Origin of the sequence: Paraburkholderia sp. JHI2823, from assembly GCF_038900695.1 — a bacterium.
Classification (GTDB): Bacteria; Pseudomonadota; Gammaproteobacteria; order Burkholderiales; family Burkholderiaceae; genus Paraburkholderia; species Paraburkholderia mimosarum.
On the sequence record NZ_JAYMRY010000008.1, the window covers coordinates 205,829 to 226,941 of the forward strand.

General features: G+C 66.2%; 19 protein-coding genes and 1 pseudogene. 7 read left to right on the top strand and 13 right to left on the bottom strand.

Features of this window, described 5'->3' with window-relative positions; genetic code table 11:
* Positions 1-12: 12 nt before the first annotated feature.
* The 8 genes and pseudogenes from VSR34_RS12260 to VSR34_RS12295 all read right to left on the bottom strand — a co-directional run.
* Entirely contained in the window at positions 13-501 is a 489-nt protein-coding gene (locus VSR34_RS12260; RefSeq protein ID WP_342962580.1) for a (2Fe-2S)-binding protein, read from the bottom strand.
* A gap of 458 nt (positions 502-959) precedes the next feature.
* A complete protein-coding gene (locus tag VSR34_RS12265; protein WP_342962581.1) occupies positions 960-2,381 on the bottom strand; it encodes an amino acid permease in 1,422 nt (473 codons plus the stop codon).
* A gap of 309 nt (positions 2,382-2,690) precedes the next feature.
* A complete protein-coding gene (rqpR, locus tag VSR34_RS12270; RefSeq protein WP_028211864.1) occupies positions 2,691-3,347 on the bottom strand; it encodes a response regulator transcription factor RqpR in 657 nt (218 codons plus the stop codon).
* Positions 3,344-4,357: an ATP-binding protein gene (locus VSR34_RS12275; protein ID WP_342962582.1), complete on the bottom strand. Its 1,014-nt coding sequence runs from the start codon at positions 4,355-4,357 to the stop codon at positions 3,344-3,346. The genes rqpR and VSR34_RS12275 overlap by 4 nt, the downstream gene beginning before the upstream one ends.
* Before the next feature lie 396 nt (positions 4,358-4,753).
* Positions 4,754-5,524 carry a ferredoxin--NADP reductase gene (locus tag VSR34_RS12280; protein WP_028211863.1) on the bottom strand — a complete coding sequence of 257 codons (771 nt, stop codon included), beginning with the start codon at positions 5,522-5,524 and terminating at the stop codon, positions 4,754-4,756.
* A 654-nt stretch (positions 5,525-6,178) separates the two neighbouring features.
* The gene (locus VSR34_RS12285; protein WP_342962583.1) at positions 6,179-6,823 is read right to left on the bottom strand and encodes a LysE family transporter; all 645 of its coding nucleotides are present in this window, start codon (positions 6,821-6,823) and stop codon (positions 6,179-6,181) included.
* Positions 6,824-6,952: 129 nt separating this feature from the next.
* Positions 6,953-7,750, bottom strand: a complete 798-nt coding sequence (locus VSR34_RS12290) for an endonuclease/exonuclease/phosphatase family protein (protein WP_028211861.1) — start codon at positions 7,748-7,750, stop codon at positions 6,953-6,955.
* A gap of 40 nt (positions 7,751-7,790) precedes the next feature.
* Positions 7,791-8,210, bottom strand: a pseudogene (locus VSR34_RS12295) (hypothetical protein); the annotation flags it as partial.
* A 651-nt stretch (positions 8,211-8,861) separates the two neighbouring features.
* On the opposite strand from VSR34_RS12295, the gene VSR34_RS12300 reads away from it, so the two are divergent.
* From VSR34_RS12300 to VSR34_RS12310, 3 genes are all read left to right on the top strand, one after another.
* Positions 8,862-9,176 (top strand): DUF4148 domain-containing protein, encoded by a 315-nt coding sequence (locus tag VSR34_RS12300; RefSeq protein WP_342962584.1) that lies wholly within the window; start codon positions 8,862-8,864, stop codon positions 9,174-9,176.
* 232 nt (positions 9,177-9,408) lie between these two features.
* On the top strand, positions 9,409-10,515 hold the full coding sequence (locus VSR34_RS12305; RefSeq protein WP_342962585.1) for an NAD(P)/FAD-dependent oxidoreductase: 1,107 nt from the start codon (positions 9,409-9,411) through the stop codon (positions 10,513-10,515).
* 204 nt (positions 10,516-10,719) lie between these two features.
* Entirely contained in the window at positions 10,720-11,031 is a 312-nt protein-coding gene (locus VSR34_RS12310; protein ID WP_028211859.1) for a high-potential iron-sulfur protein, read from the top strand.
* A 102-nt stretch (positions 11,032-11,133) separates the two neighbouring features.
* Here the strand turns inward: VSR34_RS12310 and VSR34_RS12315 are convergent, their stop codons facing one another.
* Together VSR34_RS12315 and VSR34_RS12320 are read right to left on the bottom strand one after the other, a co-directional pair.
* The gene (locus VSR34_RS12315; protein WP_342962586.1) at positions 11,134-12,648 is read right to left on the bottom strand and encodes an amidase; all 1,515 of its coding nucleotides are present in this window, start codon (positions 12,646-12,648) and stop codon (positions 11,134-11,136) included.
* A 199-nt stretch (positions 12,649-12,847) separates the two neighbouring features.
* Positions 12,848-13,546 (bottom strand): dienelactone hydrolase family protein, encoded by a 699-nt coding sequence (locus VSR34_RS12320; protein WP_028211857.1) that lies wholly within the window; start codon positions 13,544-13,546, stop codon positions 12,848-12,850.
* Between the two features lie 780 nt (positions 13,547-14,326).
* Here VSR34_RS12320 and VSR34_RS12325 point away from each other — a divergent pair.
* Complete coding sequence (locus tag VSR34_RS12325; protein ID WP_028211856.1) at positions 14,327-15,472, top strand: branched-chain amino acid ABC transporter substrate-binding protein; 1,146 nt, start codon at positions 14,327-14,329, stop codon at positions 15,470-15,472.
* Between the two features lie 99 nt (positions 15,473-15,571).
* On the opposite strand, the gene VSR34_RS12330 is transcribed toward VSR34_RS12325, so the two are convergent.
* Positions 15,572-16,792 carry an MFS transporter gene (locus tag VSR34_RS12330; RefSeq protein WP_028211855.1) on the bottom strand — a complete coding sequence of 407 codons (1,221 nt, stop codon included), beginning with the start codon at positions 16,790-16,792 and terminating at the stop codon, positions 15,572-15,574.
* A 189-nt stretch (positions 16,793-16,981) separates the two neighbouring features.
* Between VSR34_RS12330 and VSR34_RS12335 the strand changes: the two genes are divergently transcribed.
* The 3 genes from VSR34_RS12335 to VSR34_RS12345 all read left to right on the top strand — a co-directional run bounded on the left by VSR34_RS12335 (position 16,982) and on the right by VSR34_RS12345 (position 19,858).
* A complete protein-coding gene (locus VSR34_RS12335; RefSeq protein WP_028230480.1) occupies positions 16,982-17,662 on the top strand; it encodes a pyridoxamine 5'-phosphate oxidase family protein in 681 nt (226 codons plus the stop codon).
* 413 nt (positions 17,663-18,075) lie between these two features.
* Entirely contained in the window at positions 18,076-18,384 is a 309-nt protein-coding gene (locus VSR34_RS12340) for an H-NS histone family protein (RefSeq protein WP_028211853.1), read from the top strand.
* A 292-nt stretch (positions 18,385-18,676) separates the two neighbouring features.
* Entirely contained in the window at positions 18,677-19,858 is a 1,182-nt protein-coding gene (locus VSR34_RS12345) for a cation diffusion facilitator family transporter (RefSeq protein WP_342962587.1), read from the top strand.
* A 66-nt stretch (positions 19,859-19,924) separates the two neighbouring features.
* Here VSR34_RS12345 and VSR34_RS12350 read toward each other — a convergent pair whose 3' ends face one another.
* Positions 19,925-20,395, bottom strand: coding sequence for an Lrp/AsnC family transcriptional regulator (locus VSR34_RS12350; RefSeq protein ID WP_174480071.1), 471 nt, complete (start codon positions 20,393-20,395; stop codon positions 19,925-19,927).
* A 77-nt stretch (positions 20,396-20,472) separates the two neighbouring features.
* The gene (locus VSR34_RS12355) at positions 20,473-21,111 is read right to left on the bottom strand and encodes an exonuclease (protein WP_028211851.1); all 639 of its coding nucleotides are present in this window, start codon (positions 21,109-21,111) and stop codon (positions 20,473-20,475) included.
* Positions 21,112-21,113: the final 2 nt, after the last annotated feature.

Genomic DNA, 21,113 nt, shown 5'->3' on the forward strand with positions numbered 1-21,113 from the left:
CGGCCTCCCGAATCACGCGGCGGCGGTCGTGCCGGCGCGCATTTCCTGCGCGCCCGCGACCACCGCCTTCACGATGTTGTGATAGCCCGTGCAGCGGCAGAAGTTGCCGTCGAGGCCTTCGCGCACGTCGGCTTCAGTGAGGTCGGGCTTCTGTGCGGCGAGCGCGGTCGCGCACATCACCATGCCGGGCGTGCAGAACCCGCATTGCAGGCCATGGCATTCGCGGAACGCGGCCTGCATGGGATGCAGTGTGCCGTTCTTCGCGAGGCCTTCTATCGTCGTCACTTCCATGCCGTCGCACTGCACCGCGAGCTGGTTGCATGACTTGATTGCGCGACCATTGAGATGGACGGTGCAGGCCCCGCACTGCGCTGTATCGCAGCCGACATGGGTGCCGGTGAGACGCAGCTGTTCGCGCAGGAACTGGACGAGGAGCGTGTGAGGTTCGACCTCTGCGGTCACGGGCGAGCCGTTGACCAGGAGGCGGATACTGATCGCCATTGACTGTCTCCAATGTCGACCGGAGTTCGCGCTTTCGTGCCTGCTCCGGTCCCGCGCCGAAGCGCGTCGCCTGGAGCGGCGCTGTGCTTGACTCCGGTCCCATACTTTGTGATGGGATAGAGAGACCTGCCTGGGCCCGCTTATGACACTGAATCGACCGCCACAACCGCCCGCCGAAATACTTACCCGTTAAACGCATCGCGCTGGCTGCGCGCGCAACGCATACCGCCACGCAAACAATGACGAGGCGGTTCGGGCGAAGCGGGTGGAGCGGAATCTGGGTCCGGCTGGTGCCTTGCTGTTCAGTGAAGCCTGGACAGTAAAGCACAATTTGCCGGTTTACGCTGCGGGGGGTTGTACTTGCCGCAAGCGATGCGGCACAGCATGAAAAACGGCCCGCTCCGAATATCGGGCGGGCCGTTGCGTTGCAGTGCAGCGAGGCTTCGTAATAGACGCGCTTACTGTTCGTGATGCACGTGCTCGTGCGGCGCGTGCGCGAGGCGCGAATGCCGGCGCGAATAGCCGAAGTAGACGAAGAGGCCGACCGCGGTCCAGACGAGGAAGGCGACCCAGGTGAGCGGCTGCAGGTTGATCATCAGGAAGAGGCACGAGCCCACCGCGAGAACCGGCACCACGGGCACGCCCGGGCAGCGGAACGCGCGCGGCAGGTGCGGGTGCGTCCTGCGCAGGACGAGCACGGCGATCGACACCATCGAGAACGCGGCGAGCGTGCCGATGTTGATGAGTTCGGCGAGCACGTTGAGCGGCACGAGTGCGCCGACCAATCCGAAGAAGATACCCACGAGCCAGGTCGTGAAGAACGGCGTGGCGAAGCGCGGATGCACCTTCGAGAGCTTCGCGGGCAGCAGGCCGTCGCGCGACATCGCGTAGATGATGCGGGTCTGGCCGTAGCTCATCACGAGGATCACGGTGAGCATGCCGAGCACGGCGCCCAGATCGATGAAGCCCGCCACCCAGTTTTCGCCCGCCACCTGGAGCGCGAACGAGACCGGGTGACCGACATGGGCGAAGCGCTGCGAGGGCACGATGCCGGTCACGACCGCCGCCACGGCGACGTAGAGCACGGCGCACACCGCGAGCGACGCGATGATGCCGACGGGCAGATCGCGCTTCGGATTCTTCACTTCTTCGGCGGCGGAAGACACCGAGTCGAAGCCGATGAACGCGAAGAACATCACGGCCGCCGCACCGAACACGCCATTCCAGCCGTTGGGCATGAACGGATGCCAGTTCGCGGGCGTGACGTGGAACACGCCCACGGCGATCACGAGCAGCACCACGGTCACCTTGATCGCGACCATGATGTTGTTGATGCGCGTGGATTCGCGCACGCCCACGGAGAGCAGCGCGGTGATCGCCATCATCACGAGGAGGGCGGGCAGGTTGAAGAGCGTATGCACGCCGGGCACCGCGCCGGGCGCGGCGCTGAGCGCGGCGGGCAGCGTGAGGCCGAAGCCTGCGAGCAGCGACTGCAGATAGCCCGACCAGCCCACCGAGACCGCGGAAGTGGCGAGCCCGTACTCGAGCATCAGGTCCCAGCCGATGACCCACGCGGCCAGTTCGCCGAGCGTGGCGTACGAGTACGTGTAGATCGAGCCGGCGACGGGAATTGTCGAGGCGAATTCGGCATAGGCGAGCGCGGCGAAGCAGCAGGCCACGGCGGCGATCAGGAAGGAGATCATGAGCGCCGGCCCGGCCTGCACGGCGCCGGTGCCGGTCAGCACGAAAATGCCGGTGCCGATGATCGCGCCGATGCCGAGAAAGGTGAGGTCGAGCGCGCCGAGCGCTTTTTTCAGACCGGCGCCCTGAGCGCTCGCCTTCAGCATGTGCTCGACGTTCTTCTTGCGAAAGAGGGACATTTGGCTGGGAACTCCACGTAATACGCGCGAGAGCGCGGAGCCGGCGCGGTCTTTCGACCTTGACTTGCCTTCGCCGCTGGCTTCGCCGGCCTCGCGTGCCGATGTCTGGGGGAAACCCTAAATTTTAGCGGATGTCGCGCGCGAGCCCGGTCGAGCCGGGTCGAAAACGCGAGGATTGCGTGGACGATTCCGCCGCAAACCCGCACGCCTGCGCGCAATCATTGCGGCGACCGGTGCAAACGGCGCAATCCATTTCCGGATCAGTCGCTTATGGCGAGAAGGCTGCCTCGGTGGCGCGGGCAGAGCCGTTCAGGCGTTCACGGTGGGGGAGAGGTCGACGAGCCGGTTGCTCATGACGTAAAAGGTCAGCTCGGCGTTGTTGCTGAGCTTCATTTTTTCGAGCAGCCGCGTGCGGTAGACGCTCACCGTCTTCACCGAGAGCGAGAGCGCGTGCGCGATGTCGGTGAGGCGCTGGCCCGAGGCGAGCATGCACAGCGTCTGGTATTCGCGGTCGGAGAGCTTCTCGTGCGGGAGCTGCTCGCCGTCCACGAGCACGTAGTCCGCGAGCGCCTCGGCCATGGCCGGGCTCACATACTTGCGGCCCGCGGCGACCTGCTGGATCGCCGCAATCATCTGCGCGGCGTCCACCGTCTTCGAGAGATAGCCCGCCGCGCCCGCCTTCAGCGCCCGCACCGCGTATTGATCCTCGCGATACATCGAGAACATCAGCACCGGCACGCGCGGCGCCTTCTTCTTCGCGCGCTTGAGCACCTCGACGCCGTTCATGTCCGGCAACGAGATGTCGAGCAGGACCACGTCGCATACGTGCTTCTGGATCGCGGCGAGCGCCTCGGCGCCGGTCTGCGCCTCGATCACTTCGCTGGCGATGCCGCGGTCCAGCAGCAACTGGCGGACGCCCTGGCGCACGACGGCATGGTCGTCGACGAGCAGGATGCGATGGGTCATGAGCGAGCGCCTTCTTTCGGGAGGAGGGGCGAGGCGCCGAGCGATGTGCCGAGCAGCGCGTCCCAGGCGAAGCGGGCGCGCACTGTCGTGCCGCGCGGGGCCGCTTCGCGTTGCGAGGCTTCGTCGCGCCCGGCGGGCGCGATGCCGCCCGTGACGGCGCGCAGCGAGCCGCCGAAGGCGGCGCAGCGCTCGCGCATGCCGGCGAGGCCGTAATGGCTCGATTGGCTGGAGCGGTCCGTTCTCCTGGCACGCGTGCCCTCGCCGTCGCCAATGCCGTGCGCCGCGCCGCGGCGCGTGAGGCCGATGCCGTCGTCGACCACGGTGAGCGTGAGGTGGCGCGCCGTGCTTTCGAGCCGCACCTCGGCGCGCGTGGCGTGCGCATGACGTGCCACATTCGAGAGCGCCTCCTGCGCCACGCGGAACACGGCGAGCGCGGCTTGCGCGGGCAGGCGCGCGAGGCGCGCGTCGTCGGTGGTGACCGCCAGCCGGGCGGCCAGCCCGGTGCGCGCGCCGAAGCCTCGCACCCAGCCGGCCAGCGCGGGCGCGAGCCCCGCATCGAGTTGCGGCGCGTGCAAACCGTCGAGCACGTGGCGCATCGCGCCGGTGGCGGCTTCGAGTGAGCGAGCAACCAGCGCGAGTGCCTCGGCGCACTGCGGCGGGGCGTTGGCGGGCAGCCAGCTGTGAACGTTGGCAAGCGCAAAGTGCGTGGCGGCGAGTTCCGCGCCAACGCTGTCGTGGAGATCGCGCGCCAGGCGTTGGCGCGCCGCTTCGTCGGCGTGGATGGAGCGGGCGGCGGTGTCGCCGCCCGATGAGCGCCTCGCGTGGCGCGCGGGTGCGGCAATTTGCCGCTGAACCCGCGAGAGACCTTCTAGCGAGGCCGCCGTGGCCGCTTCATCTGCGGCGGCGGACCAGGCGAGGAGGGCGAGGCCGTCGGCCGCATAGGCGGCGCGAGGCGCATCGCTGCCTGGCGTGCACGCGTTCAATGCGGCGTATCTCGGCGTATCCATCATTCCCCCGTTCCTGAACCGGTCCTGGCTGTCGGGTTTTCGTCCGACGTTCTTGGTGTGACGGCAAACAGCACGGCGCAGCGTAACGAAATTTACTTTCCGTAACAACCGGCTCTGGCCCTCAGCCGATCCAATGTATCCGATGCTGCACTGCGATATTATCGCAAAAATCAAAAAACCCTCATATCTGACAAGGGTTAGCGCTAAAACCTCAGGTGTAGCGTGAAGTCACGCGCGTTTGTCATGTAGGAAAAACACTGACAACAAAGTATCGTGACTTTGTGACAAACGTAACCGCGTCAACGACAAAATAACGGGCCAATTTTCAGCGCGCAGGCGAAAAAAAACCGGAGCGCAAGGCTCCGGTTCTGCGAGTGGCGAACGACTCGGGCGCGGCGCTCAACCGACGAACGCTTTTTCCACTACGTAGTGCCCAGGTTCGTTGTTGCTGCCTTCCTTGAGGCCGGCCTTTTCGAGCAGTTCTACCGTGTCGCGCAGCATGTGCGTGCTGCCGCAGAGCATGATGCGATCGCGCTCCGGCGAGAACGGCGGCAGGTCGAGGTCTTCGAACAGCTTCTGAGTATCGATCAGCTCGGTGATGCGGCCGCGATTGTCGAACACTTCGCGCGTGACGGTCGGGTAATACACGAGCTTCTCGCGCACGATCTCGCCGAGGTATTCGTGCTCGCGCAGCTCTTCGGTGATGAAATCCTTGTACGCGAGTTCGTCGACGAAACGGCAGGTGTGCGTGAGCACGATCTTGTCGAAGCGGTCGTAGATGTCCGGGTCCTTGATGATCGACATGAACGGTGCGAGGCCCGTGCCGGTGGAGAGCAGCCAGAGGACCTTGCCGGGCAGGAGGTTGTCGGCCACCAGCGTGCCGACGGGCTTCTTGCCGATCAGCACCTTGTCGCCGATCTTCAGGTGCTGGAGGCGCGACGTGAGCGGGCCGTCCGGCACCTTGATGCTCAGAAACTCGAGATGCTCTTCATAGTTCGCGCTCGCGAGCGAGTACGCGCGCATCAGCGGCTTGCCGTCCACTTCGAGGCCGACCATCGTGAACTGGCCGTTGTCGAACCGCAGGGCCTGGTCGCGCGTGCAGGTGAAGCTGAAAAGCGTGTCGGTCCAGTGATGGACGCTCAGAACGGTTTCTTCGGTGAATTTGCTCATGGTTCCTGAATTGCGAAACAAGGGCCGCCGGATTCGGGCGGTCCTGCCGGCCTGCTGTCCAGTACAGCGTAGCTTGACGATATGCTCGGGACCCGGCTGCCCAATGCCCTGGTCTGCCCTGGACATCAGGCAGGCAAGCCCGGTTTTCCAGTCCGCCCCGCTGCGAACGAGGCGCAATCCGCCATTTTACCGCGCTCGGGCCACAAGGACCTGCTCAGGCCGATGTGCGGACCCCGCATGGATCAGACACGGTCCGCGCATGAGCCGCGCCCGGACGGCATACGGCCACGCTTCGCGGCAAGAGGTGACCCGGTGCGGTGGCTTGCTGGCGCGCCCCACGAGCATGATTGGCTCGGGCGCAGGACAGCTGGCGAGTTGCGATGGCGGCGGCGGGTAATCGTCCGGCCTTGTGGACCGGAGCTTGCAAGAACCCGCGAGAGCGGGGTCTCGAGCCGCCTGCGACGCAGCTTCATACGCGCGTAAGACGCGCGCGTGCGAATTTTGCGCTAAATGATACCGGAAGGCCTGACGGCCCGCAGCATTGACCCTGCTCGCGGGGCAGTTTCGGCGCGCATTTTAGGTGCGGATAGACGCGCGATCACGCCGTTTTCGACGCTGCAGCGGTGCTGCGGCAATGCGGCACGTGAGCGCTTCCTAGCGGTCCGCAGCAAGCTTCACGCCGAGCCCGATCAGCGCGGCGCCGCAAAACGCGTCGATGGGGCGGCGCAGGCGGCGATAACCGCGCTGGGTGCGATCGTCGGCGAACAGGAAGGCAAGGCTGCAATGCCAGCCGAACGACATCGCCGCGACCGTGGCAAGCGCGACGCCATAGAACCAGAGCGGCGGATGGGCCGGAAACACCGCCGCGAACACGCTGGTCCAGAACACGCACGACTTCGGGTTAGTCAGGCAGGTGAAGAGCCCCGCGCGCCACGTGCGCAGCCACGCGCGCCGGTCGGCGGGCGGCGGCGGCGCGGCCACCGCTTGCGCCGCCGCGGCCAGCTCGCGGCGCACGCCCGAACGCAGCAGCTTGAGTCCGAACCAGACGAGGTAGAGCGCGCCCGCCACGCGCACGCCGTTGTAGAGCCAGCCGATGTGCTGCAGCACCGCCGCGAAGCCGAGCATGGCTAGCGCGGCCCAGAGCGTGGAGCCCACGCCCACGCCCGCCGCCGAAGCCACGCCCAGCCCGCGCCGCCCGGCGAGCGAGAGCTGGGTCACCATGAAGAAGTTGGGGCCGGGGCTGATGAGCGCAAACAGATAGACGACAACGATCTGCAGCAGCGTGGCGAGGTAATGCATCCGGGGAGACCCGACGAAAGGCGCGGTGCGCAACGCGCCATAGTAGCGTGCTCGCGCGTGCCGCGGGCGGCATTCAAGAGCGTGCCGCGGGGCAGGCGCCGGATCGGCGGCGCCTGGTGGCCCGGCGCGTCATTCGAGCCGCAAGCGCGCCATATACGGCAGATGATCGGAAAGCCACGCCGTTTCCTGCGCGGGCTGGATCAATTCGACGGGCTTCAGGCCGCGCACGAACATCTTGTCGAGCGCGAGGGCCGGGGAGAAAGCCGGGAACGTGCGCGCGGGCTCGCCGAGCAGCGTGGCGACTTCCTGCAAGCCGTGCTCGGCGAACAGCGGCACCGAATCGTTGCGCCAGTCGTTGAAGTCGCCCGCCAGCACGAGCGGCCCCTGCGGCGCTTCCTTCACGATCCAGTGCGCGATCCAGTGCATCTGCCGCAGGCGCGCGCTGCGCGTGAGTGCAAGGTGCGCGCACAGCAGCGTGACCGATTGCCCGGCCACGTTCGCGCGCGCGACCAGCAAGCCGCGCCGCTCGAAGCGGTGCGCGGAGATGTCCCAGCGCCCGCCGAGGTCGAGCGGATGCGGCGAGAGGATCGCATTGCCATGCCGCCACGACGGCTTGAACACATTGGGGCCGAGCGCGATCTGCAACTCGAGCGCAGTGGCGATTTCGGTGGCCTGGCAGTGCCAGATGTCTTCGACCGGGTCGTCCAGCTGCGCGCCGAAGGCCGAGGCGAGCACCGGCTGCGGCAGGCGGCGGGCCATTGCCTCCTGGAGAAACCAGGCGTCGGCGTGGGTGGACTGGACCCAGCGCCGCATGGCCTCCCAGGCCTCGAAGCCGAGCGGCGAGCGGCCCTTGTGGAGGTTCCAGCTCACGGCGACGAAGTCGTTGCGCGGCGAGCTGTCGATCAGCGGTTGTTCGGGATTTCGCATGCTTTTTTAACGGGTTGGGTCGCGCCGGGTCGCGCATCCGTCACTGCGCGGCGTGAGGCGCGAGCGTCGCGCGCACCCGGTACACGAGCGAGGGGTTCCGGTCGACGATTTGCCAGTTCACCCATTGACCGTCCGGCACGATGAGGCCCGGATGGTTCGCACTCACCTGGCGCGGCTGCGGCGGCAGTTTGCAGCCTTCGGGCGTGCTCGGCGCGGTGTCGCCTTCGAGCGTTTCCTGGGCGTCGATCGACAGGACGATGAGGTTCGCCCGCACCTGCAGCGGCGAAACCGTGATCGTGCGTGACAGGTCGATGCTGCCCGCGGGCTGATCCTTGCAGCCCACGTTGTGCGCGACAACCTTGTGGTGCGTATCGGTGCGCGCCTGGCCGACCGTCGTGGTGCCGTCGAACGAGTCGATCTGCTGGCCGTCGCGCAACACCTCCAGCGTCCACTGCACCACGGCCTCGTTGACCGGCGCCGTCGCAGGCGCGGCGGGTGGGGGCGGCGGCGCAGTCGTCGTAGCAGGCGCGGTCGGCGCTGACGGCGGCGGTGGCGGTGGCGTCGTGGGCTCCCCGGCTGGCGCGACAGCGGGCCCCGGGGCCGGCACATAGGCCGGCACCTCGGGCTGTTGCGCCGTGCCTTGCCCCACCGCGCACGCGCTCGTTCCCGCCAGTGCGGCGCAGAACGTGAGCGTAAGGCAATGTTTCCACAACGTCATATTGGCGACTCCGTGCACGGCGCCCAGCGAGGCGATCACGTCGGCAACGCAACAGGGCGGGTACGTTCTGACCATCGATCCTATACCCGGTTCGCAAAGGCCGGACTGCTGCGGTTCATTTGAGATGGGGACGCGGCCGATCCCCTTCAACCGCAGCGCGCCGGGAGATTGAGTATTTGAGCGCAACAACCCCGAACCGCGCGCGGTATTCCGCACGAAATTGTTGTCTTCAGTGCAACGGAGACTTGTTGCTTATCGGCGTGGCTTTTCGATAGTCGATGTTTACACTGGCTCTCGCGTATTCCAAACCTCTCCCCGGATTGCGCACCGCCTGGCCTGCATCCCCGGCAGCCCATCGCACCGTGATCCGCAGTCGCCGGAAGGAGCACCGCCATGAAGAAGTCCATTCCGTTCGCTGCGCTGCTGGTCAGCGCCGCCACCGCCACCGCCCTCGCAGCCGCGCCGGCATTCGCGAGTGGCGATGCGGCGCCGACCGTTCAGTCAGATCCGGTCGTCGTAGCAGCCTCGAACAACGGTCCCAGGACGCGCGCCGAAGTGAAGGCCGAACTGGCGCGCGCCCGTGCCGACGGCGAACTCAGTCTCGACCCCAATTCGCCGGCTTATCCGCAGCAATATGCGATGGGCGGCTACACCGTGCCGCGCGAGCAGATCACGGCGGGCTTCTTCCGCGCCCGGCGCACGCAGTAGCGGTGTCTTTCAGCGTCGCCGTGACGTTCGCGGCTGACGCGCGGACACGCTGACTGCCTTCCTCTGTTCCCTTCCGCTCCTTCGCCGCGAGTGCAAGTCGTAGCCGCCTCGGTGGGCGGCGTACAATTTTCCTCAAGCAGCGGTGCGCGATGCGCACCGCCATACCCATGGCAGAGAGGATCGTGGCGCGGCCGGCTTGCCTGCTGGCGTCGCGAAGGCGGGACGCAGGGACATGGACCAGATCGAATGTGTTGTGATCGGCGCGGGCGTGGTCGGCCTCGCCGTGGCGCGTGCGCTTGCCGCGCGCGGGCGCGAAGTGATCGTGCTCGAAGCCGCCGAAGCCATCGGCACCAGCACCAGTTCGCGCAATAGCGAAGTCATTCACGCCGGGCTCTACTATCCGCGCGGCTCGCTCAAGGCCACGCTGTGCGTGCGCGGACGCGAGATGCTGTACGACTACTGCGCGACGCGTAACGTGCCCCACGCGCGCTGCGGCAAGCTGCTCGTCGCCACCGCGGCGAACCAGATTCCGCAGCTCGAGGCGATACTCGCGCGCGGCAAGGAAAACGGCGTGTTCGACCTCACGCGCATCAGCGGGAGCGAGGCGCTCGCGCTCGAGCCGGCGCTCGAATGCGTCGCGGCCGTGTACTCGCCGCAAACGGGCATCGTCGACAGCCATCAGCTCATGCTCGCGCTGCAGGGCGACGCCGAGCGCGACGGCGCCGTGATCGCGCTCAAGTCGCCGGTCGAATCGATCGACGCGCTCGGCAGCGGCTTCACCGTGAGGACGGCCGGGGATGCGCCGACCGACATCCGCGCGGCCTGCGTCATCAATAGCGCGGGCCTTTACGCGACGAAGCTCGCGAAGCGCATCCGGGGGCTCGACGCGCGCCACGTGCCGCCGCTCTATCTCGCGCGCGGCAATTACTTCAGCGTGTCGGGCCGCGTGCCGTTCACGCGTCTCATCTATCCGATGCCGAACGACGCGGGCCTCGGCGTTCATCTCACGCTCGATCTGGGCGGGCATGCGCGCTTCGGCCCCGACGTCGAATGGATCGACGCGATCGACTACGACGTCGATCCGCGGCGCGCCGAATCGTTCTACGCGCAGATCCGCAGCTACTGGCCCGCGCTGCCCGACGGCGCACTGCAGCCGGCCTACGCGGGCATTCGCCCGAAGCTCTCGGGCCCGGGCGAGAGCGCCGCCGACTTCATGATCCAGGGCGCGGCCTCGCACGGCGTGCGCGGCCTCGTGAACCTGTTCGGCATCGAGTCGCCGGGGCTCACGGCTTCGCTCGCGATCGCGCAGCGCGTGTGCGAAATGGCCGCGATCGACTGAATTCCCTTCTTGCCATTCCCCTTCCGTGAGTGAGCCGCATGTTGCGGCTCACTTATCTCCGGCATTGCAGCGTCTCGCCGTCTTGCTTCGTTGTTAAGCTTCTTCGCCACGCCGCCAACGGAGCGGCGTCCGGCATTCGCGTGGCAAAAGCCGCGCGTTACCCCAGCGAACGAATCGCCACAACACAATACTGGAGTGAGTCATATGCAATCGTCCCGTCGCAGCTTTCTGATCACGAGCATTGGCGTTGCCTCGACGCTCGCGCTTTCGCGCCAGGCCTTCGCCGATGCGCCCAAGGTCGCCGAATCCGATCCCACCGCCCAGGCGCTCGGCTACAAGCTCGACGCGACCCAGGTCGACAAGGCGAAGTTCGCGAAATACGCCGCCGGCCAGGACTGCAGCAATTGCTCGTTCTACCAGGGCAAAGCCACCGACGCGTTCGCGCCGTGCCCGATGTTCGGCGGCAAGCAGGTCGCGGGCAAGGGCTGGTGCAGTGCGTATAACAAGAAGGCGTAAGGCAAGCGGAAAGCGGCGCGGGAGACCGGGTGCCCGGTTATGGCGCGCAGGCCTCGCGCACCCGGGCGCCGCGCGCTTCACCTGCAAAGTCATCGGGGCGCGCTAGCGCCGCGCCTGCAGGAGCGGCGGACGCCGGCCGAACCACGGGCGCGCCGCCTCCAGTTGCGCGGCGAGGCGCAACAGCAGCGCATCGTTGCCCTCGCGCGCGGCGAACTGCACGCCGATCGGCAGCCCGCGAGCGTTCCACGCGAGCGGCACCGACATCGACGGCTGTCCCGTCAGATTGAAGAGCTCGGTACAGCCCGCCCACGCGAACGCCTTGTTCGAGGCTTCGGTCAGCAGCTTTCGCATCAGCACTTCCACCGGCACGGCCGTGACCGCGCGCATCTGCATGCGCTCGCCGGAGCTCGGCTTCAGCTCGCCGATCTTCACCGGTGGCGCGGCGAGCGTCGGGCACAGCAGCACGTCGTAGCGCGTCATCAGGTCGGCCAGTTGCGCCGTGATGCGCTGCTGCACGTCGAGCGCCGCAGGCAGCTCGCGTTCGCCGAGCTTGCGGCCGACGTGCGCCATGGCCCACGTCGCGATCTCGAACTCCTGGCGGCGCGGCTTCGTGCCCGTGATCTCGTCGGCGTTCAGCACGTATTGCTCTGCCACCACGGACCACAGCATGAGGAAGGCCTCGCGCGCCGCCGCGTAATCCACGGACAGCGCGTACGGCTCCACGCGATGGCCGAGCGAGGTCAGCAGCGCGGCCGCGTCGTCGAGCGCGCCGCTCACTTCGGGCGAGAGCGTATCCGCGAACATGGGTTCGCGCAGCAGCGCGATGGCAAGCGGCTTCGAGCCCTCGAGCGGCGCGCGCGCGGCGGCGAGGAAGGTGCCCGGCGCGCCCGGCGGCAAGGTGGGATCGCCGGCAATCAGGTCGAGCATGAGCGCGCTGTCGCGCACGCTGCGCGAAACGGCGAGATCGACGCCGAGCGCGCCGGGCGGCGGCGGCACATCCGTGGCGGGCTGGAACGCGCGCGACGGCTTGAACCCGAAGAGCCCGCAGCACGAGGCGGGAATACGGATCGAGCCGCCGCCGTCGGACGCGTGCGCGAGCGGCACGATGCCGGCCGCCACCGAAGCGGCCGCGCCGCCGCTCGAACCGCCCGGGGTGTGATCGAGGCTCCAGGGGTTGCGGCACGGGCCGAACAGCTCGGGCTCGGTGTAGGGCATCTGCCCGAGCTCGGAAGCGCTCGTCTTGCCGAAGATGTTCAGGCCTGCGGCGCGAAAGCGTGCGACCACGGGCGCGTCCGCGGTGGGAATGTAATGGCGGTAGTGGCGGCTGCCCAGGGTCATGCGCAGGCCCGCCACCGCCGCGCCAAGATCCTTCACGAGAAACGGGACGCCCGCGAGCGGACCGTCATGGAGCGAGTCGACGCCGTTGCCTCCGGCCTCGATGCGCCGCGCGCGCTGTCGCGCCGCCTCATAGTCCTTGAGGATGATGGCGTTGATCGCGGGATTGGTGGCCTCGGCGCGCGCGATGGCGGTGTCGAGCAATTCGCGCGCGCTCACCTCGCCGCGGCGCACCAGATCGGCGAGGCCGATGGCGTCGTATTCCAGATAGTCGGACTGCAAGGCGCGCACTCCTCGTCGTCGGGTTGGGGGTCATCCGGCAGCGTACGAGAGGAGTGTAAGCGGGCGCGCGGGCGTTGTGCCATTGGACGGGCAACGCAGGCGCAGATGCTTGCGCGCGCCACGATCGGCGCGCGGCAGACCAGGCGGCGCCCGGTGCGCAAGGCTGCGCAACGCCGCCCGCCGCCCGGCGGCGCCGGTATTACAGATGCTCGGCGAGGAAGCTCAGCGTGCGGCCGTGCGCGAGCGCGGAGGCGTGCTGGTTGTACGACGCGCGCACCGGGCAGTTGAAGCCGTGATCGGCGTTCGGATACAGATGGAACTCGGCGTTCGGGCGGCCCGCGAAGCGCTCCTTCACCTGGCCGACCGCCGAGAGCGGAATGCCGTGATCGAGTTCGGCGTAGTGGAAGAGGATCGGCTTGGTGACCTTGTCGGCGACGTCGAGCTGGTTCTGGATGCCGCCGCCGTAGTAGGACACCGCCGCATCCAGCGAGCCGCTGGCGGCCGCGAGGTAGGCGAGACGTCCGCCGAAGCAGTAGCCGATCGCAGCGACCTTGCCCGTGCACTCGGGCAGCGCGCGCAGCGCGGCTGCGGTCGCGCCGATGTCCTCGACCGCGAGGTCGACGTTCGTCTTCTGCAGCAGCTCGATGCCGCGGTCGCGGTCCGCGCCCACGTAGCCGAGTTCGATGCGCGGGGCCGTGCGCCAGAACACATCGGGGGCGATCGCGACGTAGCCATCGAGCGCGTATTGCTCGACCACGTCGCGAATGTGTCCGTTCACGCCGAAGATCTCCTGGATGATGACGATGCCCGGGCCCTTGCCGCCCTTGGGCAGCGCGAGGTACGCGCCGAAGCTGTCCTTGCCGGCGGGAATGTCGATCCATCGAGTCGAAAGGCTCATGTTGCTCTCCGTCTTATTGCGTTGATGAGTCATGCGGTGGCCATCGCGCGGCGCGGCGTGTGTTTGGCTGTGTTTGCGCGGGCGATGGCATCGCGAAATCGGGGAGCCAGTTTGCCATAGGGCCATGAACCTCTGCAGAGCGCGCGCGGGTTTGACGGCGCGCATCGACCGCCAGGAGCCAGGCGACGCTCGGCAAACTCGCTGGCGATTCAAGAGCCAGGCGCTCGATGCGGCCAAATTGCGATGCGTCGGGATCCGAAATTAATCGAATGCTTACTTGAACCGGTCCTCGCGCCATCGCGCGTGCGGCATGACGCCACGAATGGCAAACGTTATCGCGAAGGCGAGGACTCTTCATATTGCCGCATTACGCCCCTGGTGGATTCCCGCAACGGGTGCGCGAACAACCAACAACTCCCGTCAAAAATCTCAAAAACAGCTCGCGGGAGTCGTATCGCGGGCCTTTCCAGGCATTGCATCCAAAGCGGGATGCCGTATTACACAAGGCTTTCGGTCGAAAGATCAGGGTTCCAGACCGTTGTTGCATTACGCATATTGGTACTCGCACCAATATCTGAAAAAAGTCCCCCAAATTAATTTGATCGCCTACACTTGCGCGCAAGTATGGATGGGGGTTCCGCCATGAGCGGGTCTTTCACCATGCTGGCCAGGTGCATCAAGGATGCATCCTGCGTGGTCGTCCGCACGGGGAGCGACACGTTCGGGGCGCGGGAGCACTGGGCGATTACGTAGCTTTTGGGTTCGAAACTGGAGACTTACATGAATATCAAGCTTCACAAGCTGTTGCCGATCAGCGCTGCGGCCATGTTGTTCGCGTCGTTCGCAACGGCAGCGAGCGCAGACGTCACGGTCAAGATTGGCCACGTCGCTCCGCTCACGGGCGGCATTGCGCACCTCGGTAAAGACAACGAAAACGGCGCACGTCTCGCAGTCGAAGAGATCAACGCGAAGGGCCTCGTGGTCGGCGGCCAGAAGGTCACGCTCGTGCTCGACGCACAAGACGACGCGGCTGACCCGCGCACGGCCACCCAGGTCGCGCAGAAGCTCGTCGACGACAAGGTCGTCGCCGTCGTCGGCCACCTGAACTCGGGCACCTCGATCCCGGCTTCGAAGATCTACAGCGATGCGGGCATCGTGCAGATCTCGCCGTCGGCCACGAACCCGGCCTACACGCAACAAGGCTTCAAGACGACCTACCGTGTCGTGGCGACCGACGCCCAGCAGGGTCCGGCGCTCGCGAACTACGCAGCGAAGAACCTGAAGGTGAAGACCGTGGCCGTGGTCGACGATTCGACGGCTTATGGTCAGGGTCTCGCGAACGAATTCGAGAAGACCGCCAAGGCGCTCGGCATGACCGTGGTGTCGCATGACGCGACCAACGACAAGGCCGTGGACTTCCGCGCCATTCTCACGAAGATCAAGGGCGAAAACCCCGACGCGATCATGTACGGCGGCATGGACGCCACCGGCGGCCCGTTCGCGAAGCAAGCCAAGCAGCTTGGCCTGCGCGCGAAGGTGCTCGCGGGTGACGGCGTCTGTACCGACAAGCTGGCCGACCTGGCCGGCGACGCGACCGACAACGTCGTGTGCTCGGAAGCCGGCATGGCGCTCGAGAAGATGCCGGGCGGCAAGGATTTCCAGGCCAAGTTCGAGAAGCGCTTCGGCCAGCCGATCCAGATCTACGCACCGTTCACGTATGACGCCGTGTACATCATCGTCGACGCGATGAAGCGTGCGAACTCGACGGATACGGCCAAGATCCTCGCCGAAATGCCGAGCACGGACTACAAGGGCGTGATCGGTGAGACGACCTTCGATTCGAAGGGCGACCTCAAGCACGGCGTGATCTCGCTGTACAACTACAAGGCGGGCAAGAAGTCGCTGCTCGACGTCGTGAAGATGTAATTCGCCTCTGGCGATATCGCTTGCGCGATTGGAAAAGCCCGCGGGTTTTCGGACCCGCGGGCTTTTTGTTTATTGCCTCGGGCAACACGCGTTCGCGGACTAGATCCGCAGCCGCCGCAGCACCTTCGGCCCCGCAAACGCCACGAGCGCCGCGCACAGCGCCACGACGGCGAGCCCGATCGTGAGATTCGTCACCTGCGTAATGCCGCCGATCACCACCGGCCCGAACAGCAAGCCGAAATAAGCGAGGCCCGCGACGTGCGCGAGGCCTTCGGCCGCGTGGATGCCCTTCACGCGCGCAGCGGCCGCGAACAGCACCGGCATCATGTTGGCGAGGCCGAGGCCCATCAGGGTGAAGCCCACGAGCGCCGTGAACGAGTAAGGGAGCACCAGCGCGCCGATCATGCCCGCGCACGCGAGCGAGGCGCTCGCCATCACGAGCTGGGGCGCGCCAAAGCGCGCGCGCACCGCGTCGCCGGCAAAGCGCGCCGCGGCCATGCCGCCCGAGAACGCCGCGTAGGCCGCGCTGGCGAGTGCGGGCGTGGAGAGCACGACGTCGCGCATATAGACCGTGGCCCAGTCGTACATCGCGCCTTCGGCGATCAGCGCAATGAGCGCGATGGCGCCGAGCGCCCACAGCGCCGGGGTGCGCCAGCGGTTGCCGGTTTTCGCGTGCTCGCCATGCGTCGCGTGCGGCACGTGCGGCAGCACGGCGGGGCACGAAAGGAAGAGCACGAGTGCCGACAGCGCCGCGGCGAGAAAGAGGTGCAGCGCGGGCGCCATGCCGCGCGCGAGCAGCACGCCGCCAATCGCCGCCCCCGCCATGCCGCCCAGACTGAACATGCCATGCAGCCCCGACATGATGGGCTTCGCCACCGCTTCCTCGACGGCGCTCGCCTCCGCGTTCATGGCGACGTCGAGCGTCGCCATGCCCATGCCGAACACGGCGAGCACGACGAGCAGCATCCAGTAATAGGGCACGGCGAGAATCAGCGCGCCGGACACGCACATGGTGAGGCCGCCGGTGAGGCAGGCGCGGCGCGAGCCCGCGCGCGCGATCCAGCCGCCGAGGGTCGTCATCGCGGCGATCGAGCCGCCCGCCACGGCGAACAGCGCGTACGAGAGCAGCGCCGGGCTCAGATGGAACTTGTCGCGCACGGTCGGCACGTGCACGCCCCACGACGCGTACATCATGCCGGCGATGAAAAAGAGCGCCATCGTCGCGATGCGCGCGCGGTTGCGCCTGCCGGCGGGCAGCGCCCGGTGATGAGCGGTGGGGCCGGCGACGGCGAGGGCGGGATCGGTTGGTCGGTCGGACACGGGAATTCCGGGCAGAGGCGTTGAGCGAAACGGAGACTCAAGTGGCACCAGAAACGGAAGCCTCCTGAAAGGAGTCGATTCTAGCGAAGGCGCGCAACGGCTGCCGGGCGCGCTCGCGCTGTTCTACTATCCAGGAGCGGTGTGCCGCGCCGCTGTCCCTTGCCCACAGCACCGTTGGAGGACGTGCCCTTGAAAATCCCCGCTCACGCACCCTTGCATTTGATGCACCAGACGGCCGTCGGCGCGCTCGCCACGCACTCCCGCGAGCCGCGCGGGTTTCCGTATCCGACGCTGCTGCCGTTCGCGCCCGACGCGCGGCACCGCCCGGTAATACTCGTGAGCCGGCTTGCCGAGCACACGCGCAACCTGCTCGACGATCCGCGCGCCGGTTTTCTCGTCGCGCACTCAGCCGACGCCGACGTGCTCAACGCGCCGCGCGCCACGCTGCTCGGCCGCTTCGAACCGGTCGCTGCCGCCGCCGATGGCGAAGCGAGCGTGGCACTGGCGCGCCGCTACCTGCGCTATCACCCCGATGCCGAACGTTATCTCGCGCTCGGCGACTTCACGTTCTGGATCATGCAGGTCGAGCGGCTGCGCTATATCGGCGGTTTTGGCGCGATGGGCTGGATGGACGGCGCCGATCTCGACACGCTGGAACCGCTCGCCGCCGACGATGAAACCACGCTGATCCGCTTTTTCGAGACACATTCGCAGCGGCGCGCCGGACTCGATCTTGCCGGCGTGGATCGCTACGGCGCCGATCTCGTGATCGATGGCGCCTGCACCCGCTTCGTGTTCGAAGCGCCGCAGCCGGATTTGCCATCCTTGCATGCGGTGCTAGCGGACTGCATCGAGCGACATTCGTCGTGACGAGGTTTTCCGCGCATGCGGCCGCTAATAGCCCATCGATATAGCGGATTGCCTCTCGCGACTTGCCAATGGTATGGCCCTTCGCCGTCGATGGGCCGCAAGTTGTCATGCGATGAAATGTTTGACGCATTTCAAGACATTTAATTTTCATCCGTTGCTAATTATGAGATGTGGATTTTTCTGTTAAAAGCAAGATTTAGTAAAAATCCTGATTTGCACGAAATGACAAAGAGTTAGACCCTAGTGGGAAGGACGGTGGAATCGATATCACGTTAAGGTCATTTTTATTGTCCGTGTACTTCCGGGCATTCGATTCTGTGTTAATCTCGCCACCGATTTCCGAGGCACGCATCTCTCAATGGGCATACTGGCATGAGATCAGTAGCCATTATGATCAAACCACAAGGGCACCTATGTCTTCCTACAAGGAACTCCTCGCTCAGCGAGAAAAGCTGGAAAAGCAGATTGAAGAGGCGAAGGCTCGCGAATATGCCGAGGTCCTCGACGAAATCAAGCAAAAAATGGCCGACTACGGCATTACCCTGGCAGAACTCGGCGGCGGCCGCGCTAACGCGAAGGCCGCAAAAGCCGCCAGCCGCTCACGCGCGAGCGTCGCGCCAAAATACCGCGATCCGGAAAGCGGAAGCACCTGGTCGGGCCGCGGCAAGCCGCCGCGCTGGATCGCTGGCCAGGATCGCGATCGTTTTCTGATCCAGAAGTAAATCGGCTCGCCGGCGGCGCGCACGAACGCGCCATGCATCGAGCCGATGCAGGAGTGGGGTCAGGCGGGGAATCGTCTGATCCGCTAAACGAGAAGCCGCGCAGTCGACCGACGCGCGGCTTTTTGATTTTCTGATCGCGGCAGGCGGATCGAACCGGATCCGGGACAGGAATGCGAATGCTTCGCGTTATTGTAGGCGTCTGATTTAAAAGAGATTTTTAGGGATATCCATAAAATCGACGCACAGGGGGACTACAATTGCGGTTATTCCCTAATTTTGCCGGTTGCTGTGCATGACTTCCTCCTCCGCTCCACCGTTATCAGATAAACACGACGTCGCGCGCCGCACTACGTGGGTCAGCGTTGCTGTCAATTGTGTTCTGGTGGTGCTGCAAATCGTGGTCGGCGTGGTGGCGCATTCGCAGGCGTTGATCGCCGACGGCGTCCATACCCTGGCCGATATCGTCTCCGATTTCGTCGTGCTGCTGGCCAACCGGCATAGCGGCGCCAAGCCGGACGCCGATCACAACTACGGCCACAGCCGTTATGAGACAGTCGCCTCGCTCTTCCTCGGCGCATTGTTGATTGCGGTGGGCGTCGGCATGCTGGTGCGCGCCGGCACGCGCATCATGAATCTCGGTGATATTCCGCCGCTGCACGCGAGCGCGCTGATCGTCGCGCTGCTCGTGCTGGTTCTGAAGGAAGGCCTCTTTCGCTACATGCTGCGCGAGGCGCAGCGCGTGCGCTCCGCCATGCTGATCGCCAATGCGTGGCACGCGCGATCGGACGCGGCGTCGTCGCTCGTGGTGGCGATCGGTATCGTCGGCAGCCTCGCGGGCGTGCGGCTGCTCGATCCGATCGCGGCGGCCATCGTCGGCTTCATGGTCGCGCGCATGGGCTGGGTGTTCGGCTGGGACGCGTTGCAGGACCTCTCCGACCGCGCGCTGGACGAGGCCGCCGCAGCCGACCTGCGCGCGCTCCTCGTCGAAACGCCGGGCGTGCTCGACGTGCACGAGATGCGCACGCGCAAGACCGGCGACCTCGCGCTCGTGGATGCGCACATCCTCGTCGATCCGCTGATTTCGGTTTCGGAAGGTCACTACATCGCCGAGACGGCGCGCGCGCGCCTGCTCACCGATTCACGCGTGCTCGACGCGCTCATTCACGTGGATCCCGAAGACGATATGCACGTGCGGTCGGTGGCCAACCTGCCGCCGCGCGAGGACGTGGCGGCGCATCTGCGTGAGGCGCTGGCGGAGCACGACGTCCATGTGGAAGGCGTGACGCTGCACTACCTGAGCACGGGGCTGGAGATTCAGGTGGTGCTGGCCGCCGCGGACGACGCACGCCGCATCGCCCTGGTGGATCTCGAAGCACTGCGCGCGCGCCTCGGCGCGAGCAAGCTCGACGTGATGCAGTCGCTCGATGCGCAAGGCGCGCTCGCAACGCACGACAAGCCGCGCGCCACGGACTGAGCCGCGTCGCACGGCGCGCAGGCGAGCGGCGCGGCGAAGACGCCGCTGCGCCTACGCTGGCCTGGATTAGAGCGGCAACTGCGTATCGAACTTGATTTCCCGCAGCACGACGCTGGTGCGCACTTGCGCCACGGCGGGAATGCGGAAGATGCGCTCGTGCAGAAAGGTGTCGTAGGCCTTGATATCGGGCGCGACGATTTTGAGAATGTAGTCCGATTCGCCCGTGGTGCTGTAACACTCGGTGACTTCGGGGCAGGTGGCGATCTCGCGCTCGAAGGCTTCGACGCCGCCTTCAGTATGTCGCGTGAGATGGATATGCGCGAGCGCGCAGACGTGCAGGCCAAGCTTTTCGCGATCGAGCAGCGCCGTGTAGCGCTGGATCACGCCCGACTGTTCCATGTCCTTGATGCGGCGCCAGCACGGTGTGCTGGACAGACCGACCTGGTCGGAGATTTCCTGCACGGAACGGCGCGCGTCGAGCTGCAGCAGGCGCAGGATCTTCTGAGAGAACGTATCGAGTGTCAACTGCGCCTCCATTGCGTCGCTGTATCCCTGAATGGTAGAGGTCAGGAGAACAGAACGCAATGTAAAGCGCAACCGATGAGGGAGATTACCTAATTTGCCGGTGCACTTGCGGTGTTTTGCCCTGAGTCGTCCCCATCAGGGTCGGCTTGCCTTGCACTGAAGCCGGCCCGCAGGTCGGCCAGCATGTTGCAGAAAAGGGCGCCTTGTTCGATCGCGTCGTCCAGCGCCACGTGCGTGTGCGGATGGTCGTCGAACCAGTGTTTCGGAAAGCGTGGCTTGATGCACTTGCGGTACGGCAGGCCGGTCATCGCGAACGCGAGCGTCTTGATGTCGAGCGCCGACCACGAGAACGGGCAGCGCCCCGCAAAGCGCATCATGTACCAGAACATGAAGGTGAAATCGAAGCCTGCCGGCATCGCGACGAACACGGGCTTCCCGGGCAGCGCCTCCACCCATTCCACATAGGCGACGAGCGCCGCCGCCGGATCCTGCAGATCCTTGCGGCAGGCGGCCCACGCGTCGGGCTGCGTCGCCCACCACGCGGCCTGCACCGGATGCGGCGCCGCGCCTTCCAGCATCTCCAGATTGGCCGAGAACGTGGCGATCAGACGCTTGTCGGCGGTGTAAGCAGCCGAAGCGAAGCTCAGCATCGAATGCGGGCCGGGGATCGGACCATCGGCCTCGACGTCGGTGCTGACGTAGATTTCCTCAATAGCGGCCTGATTCATCG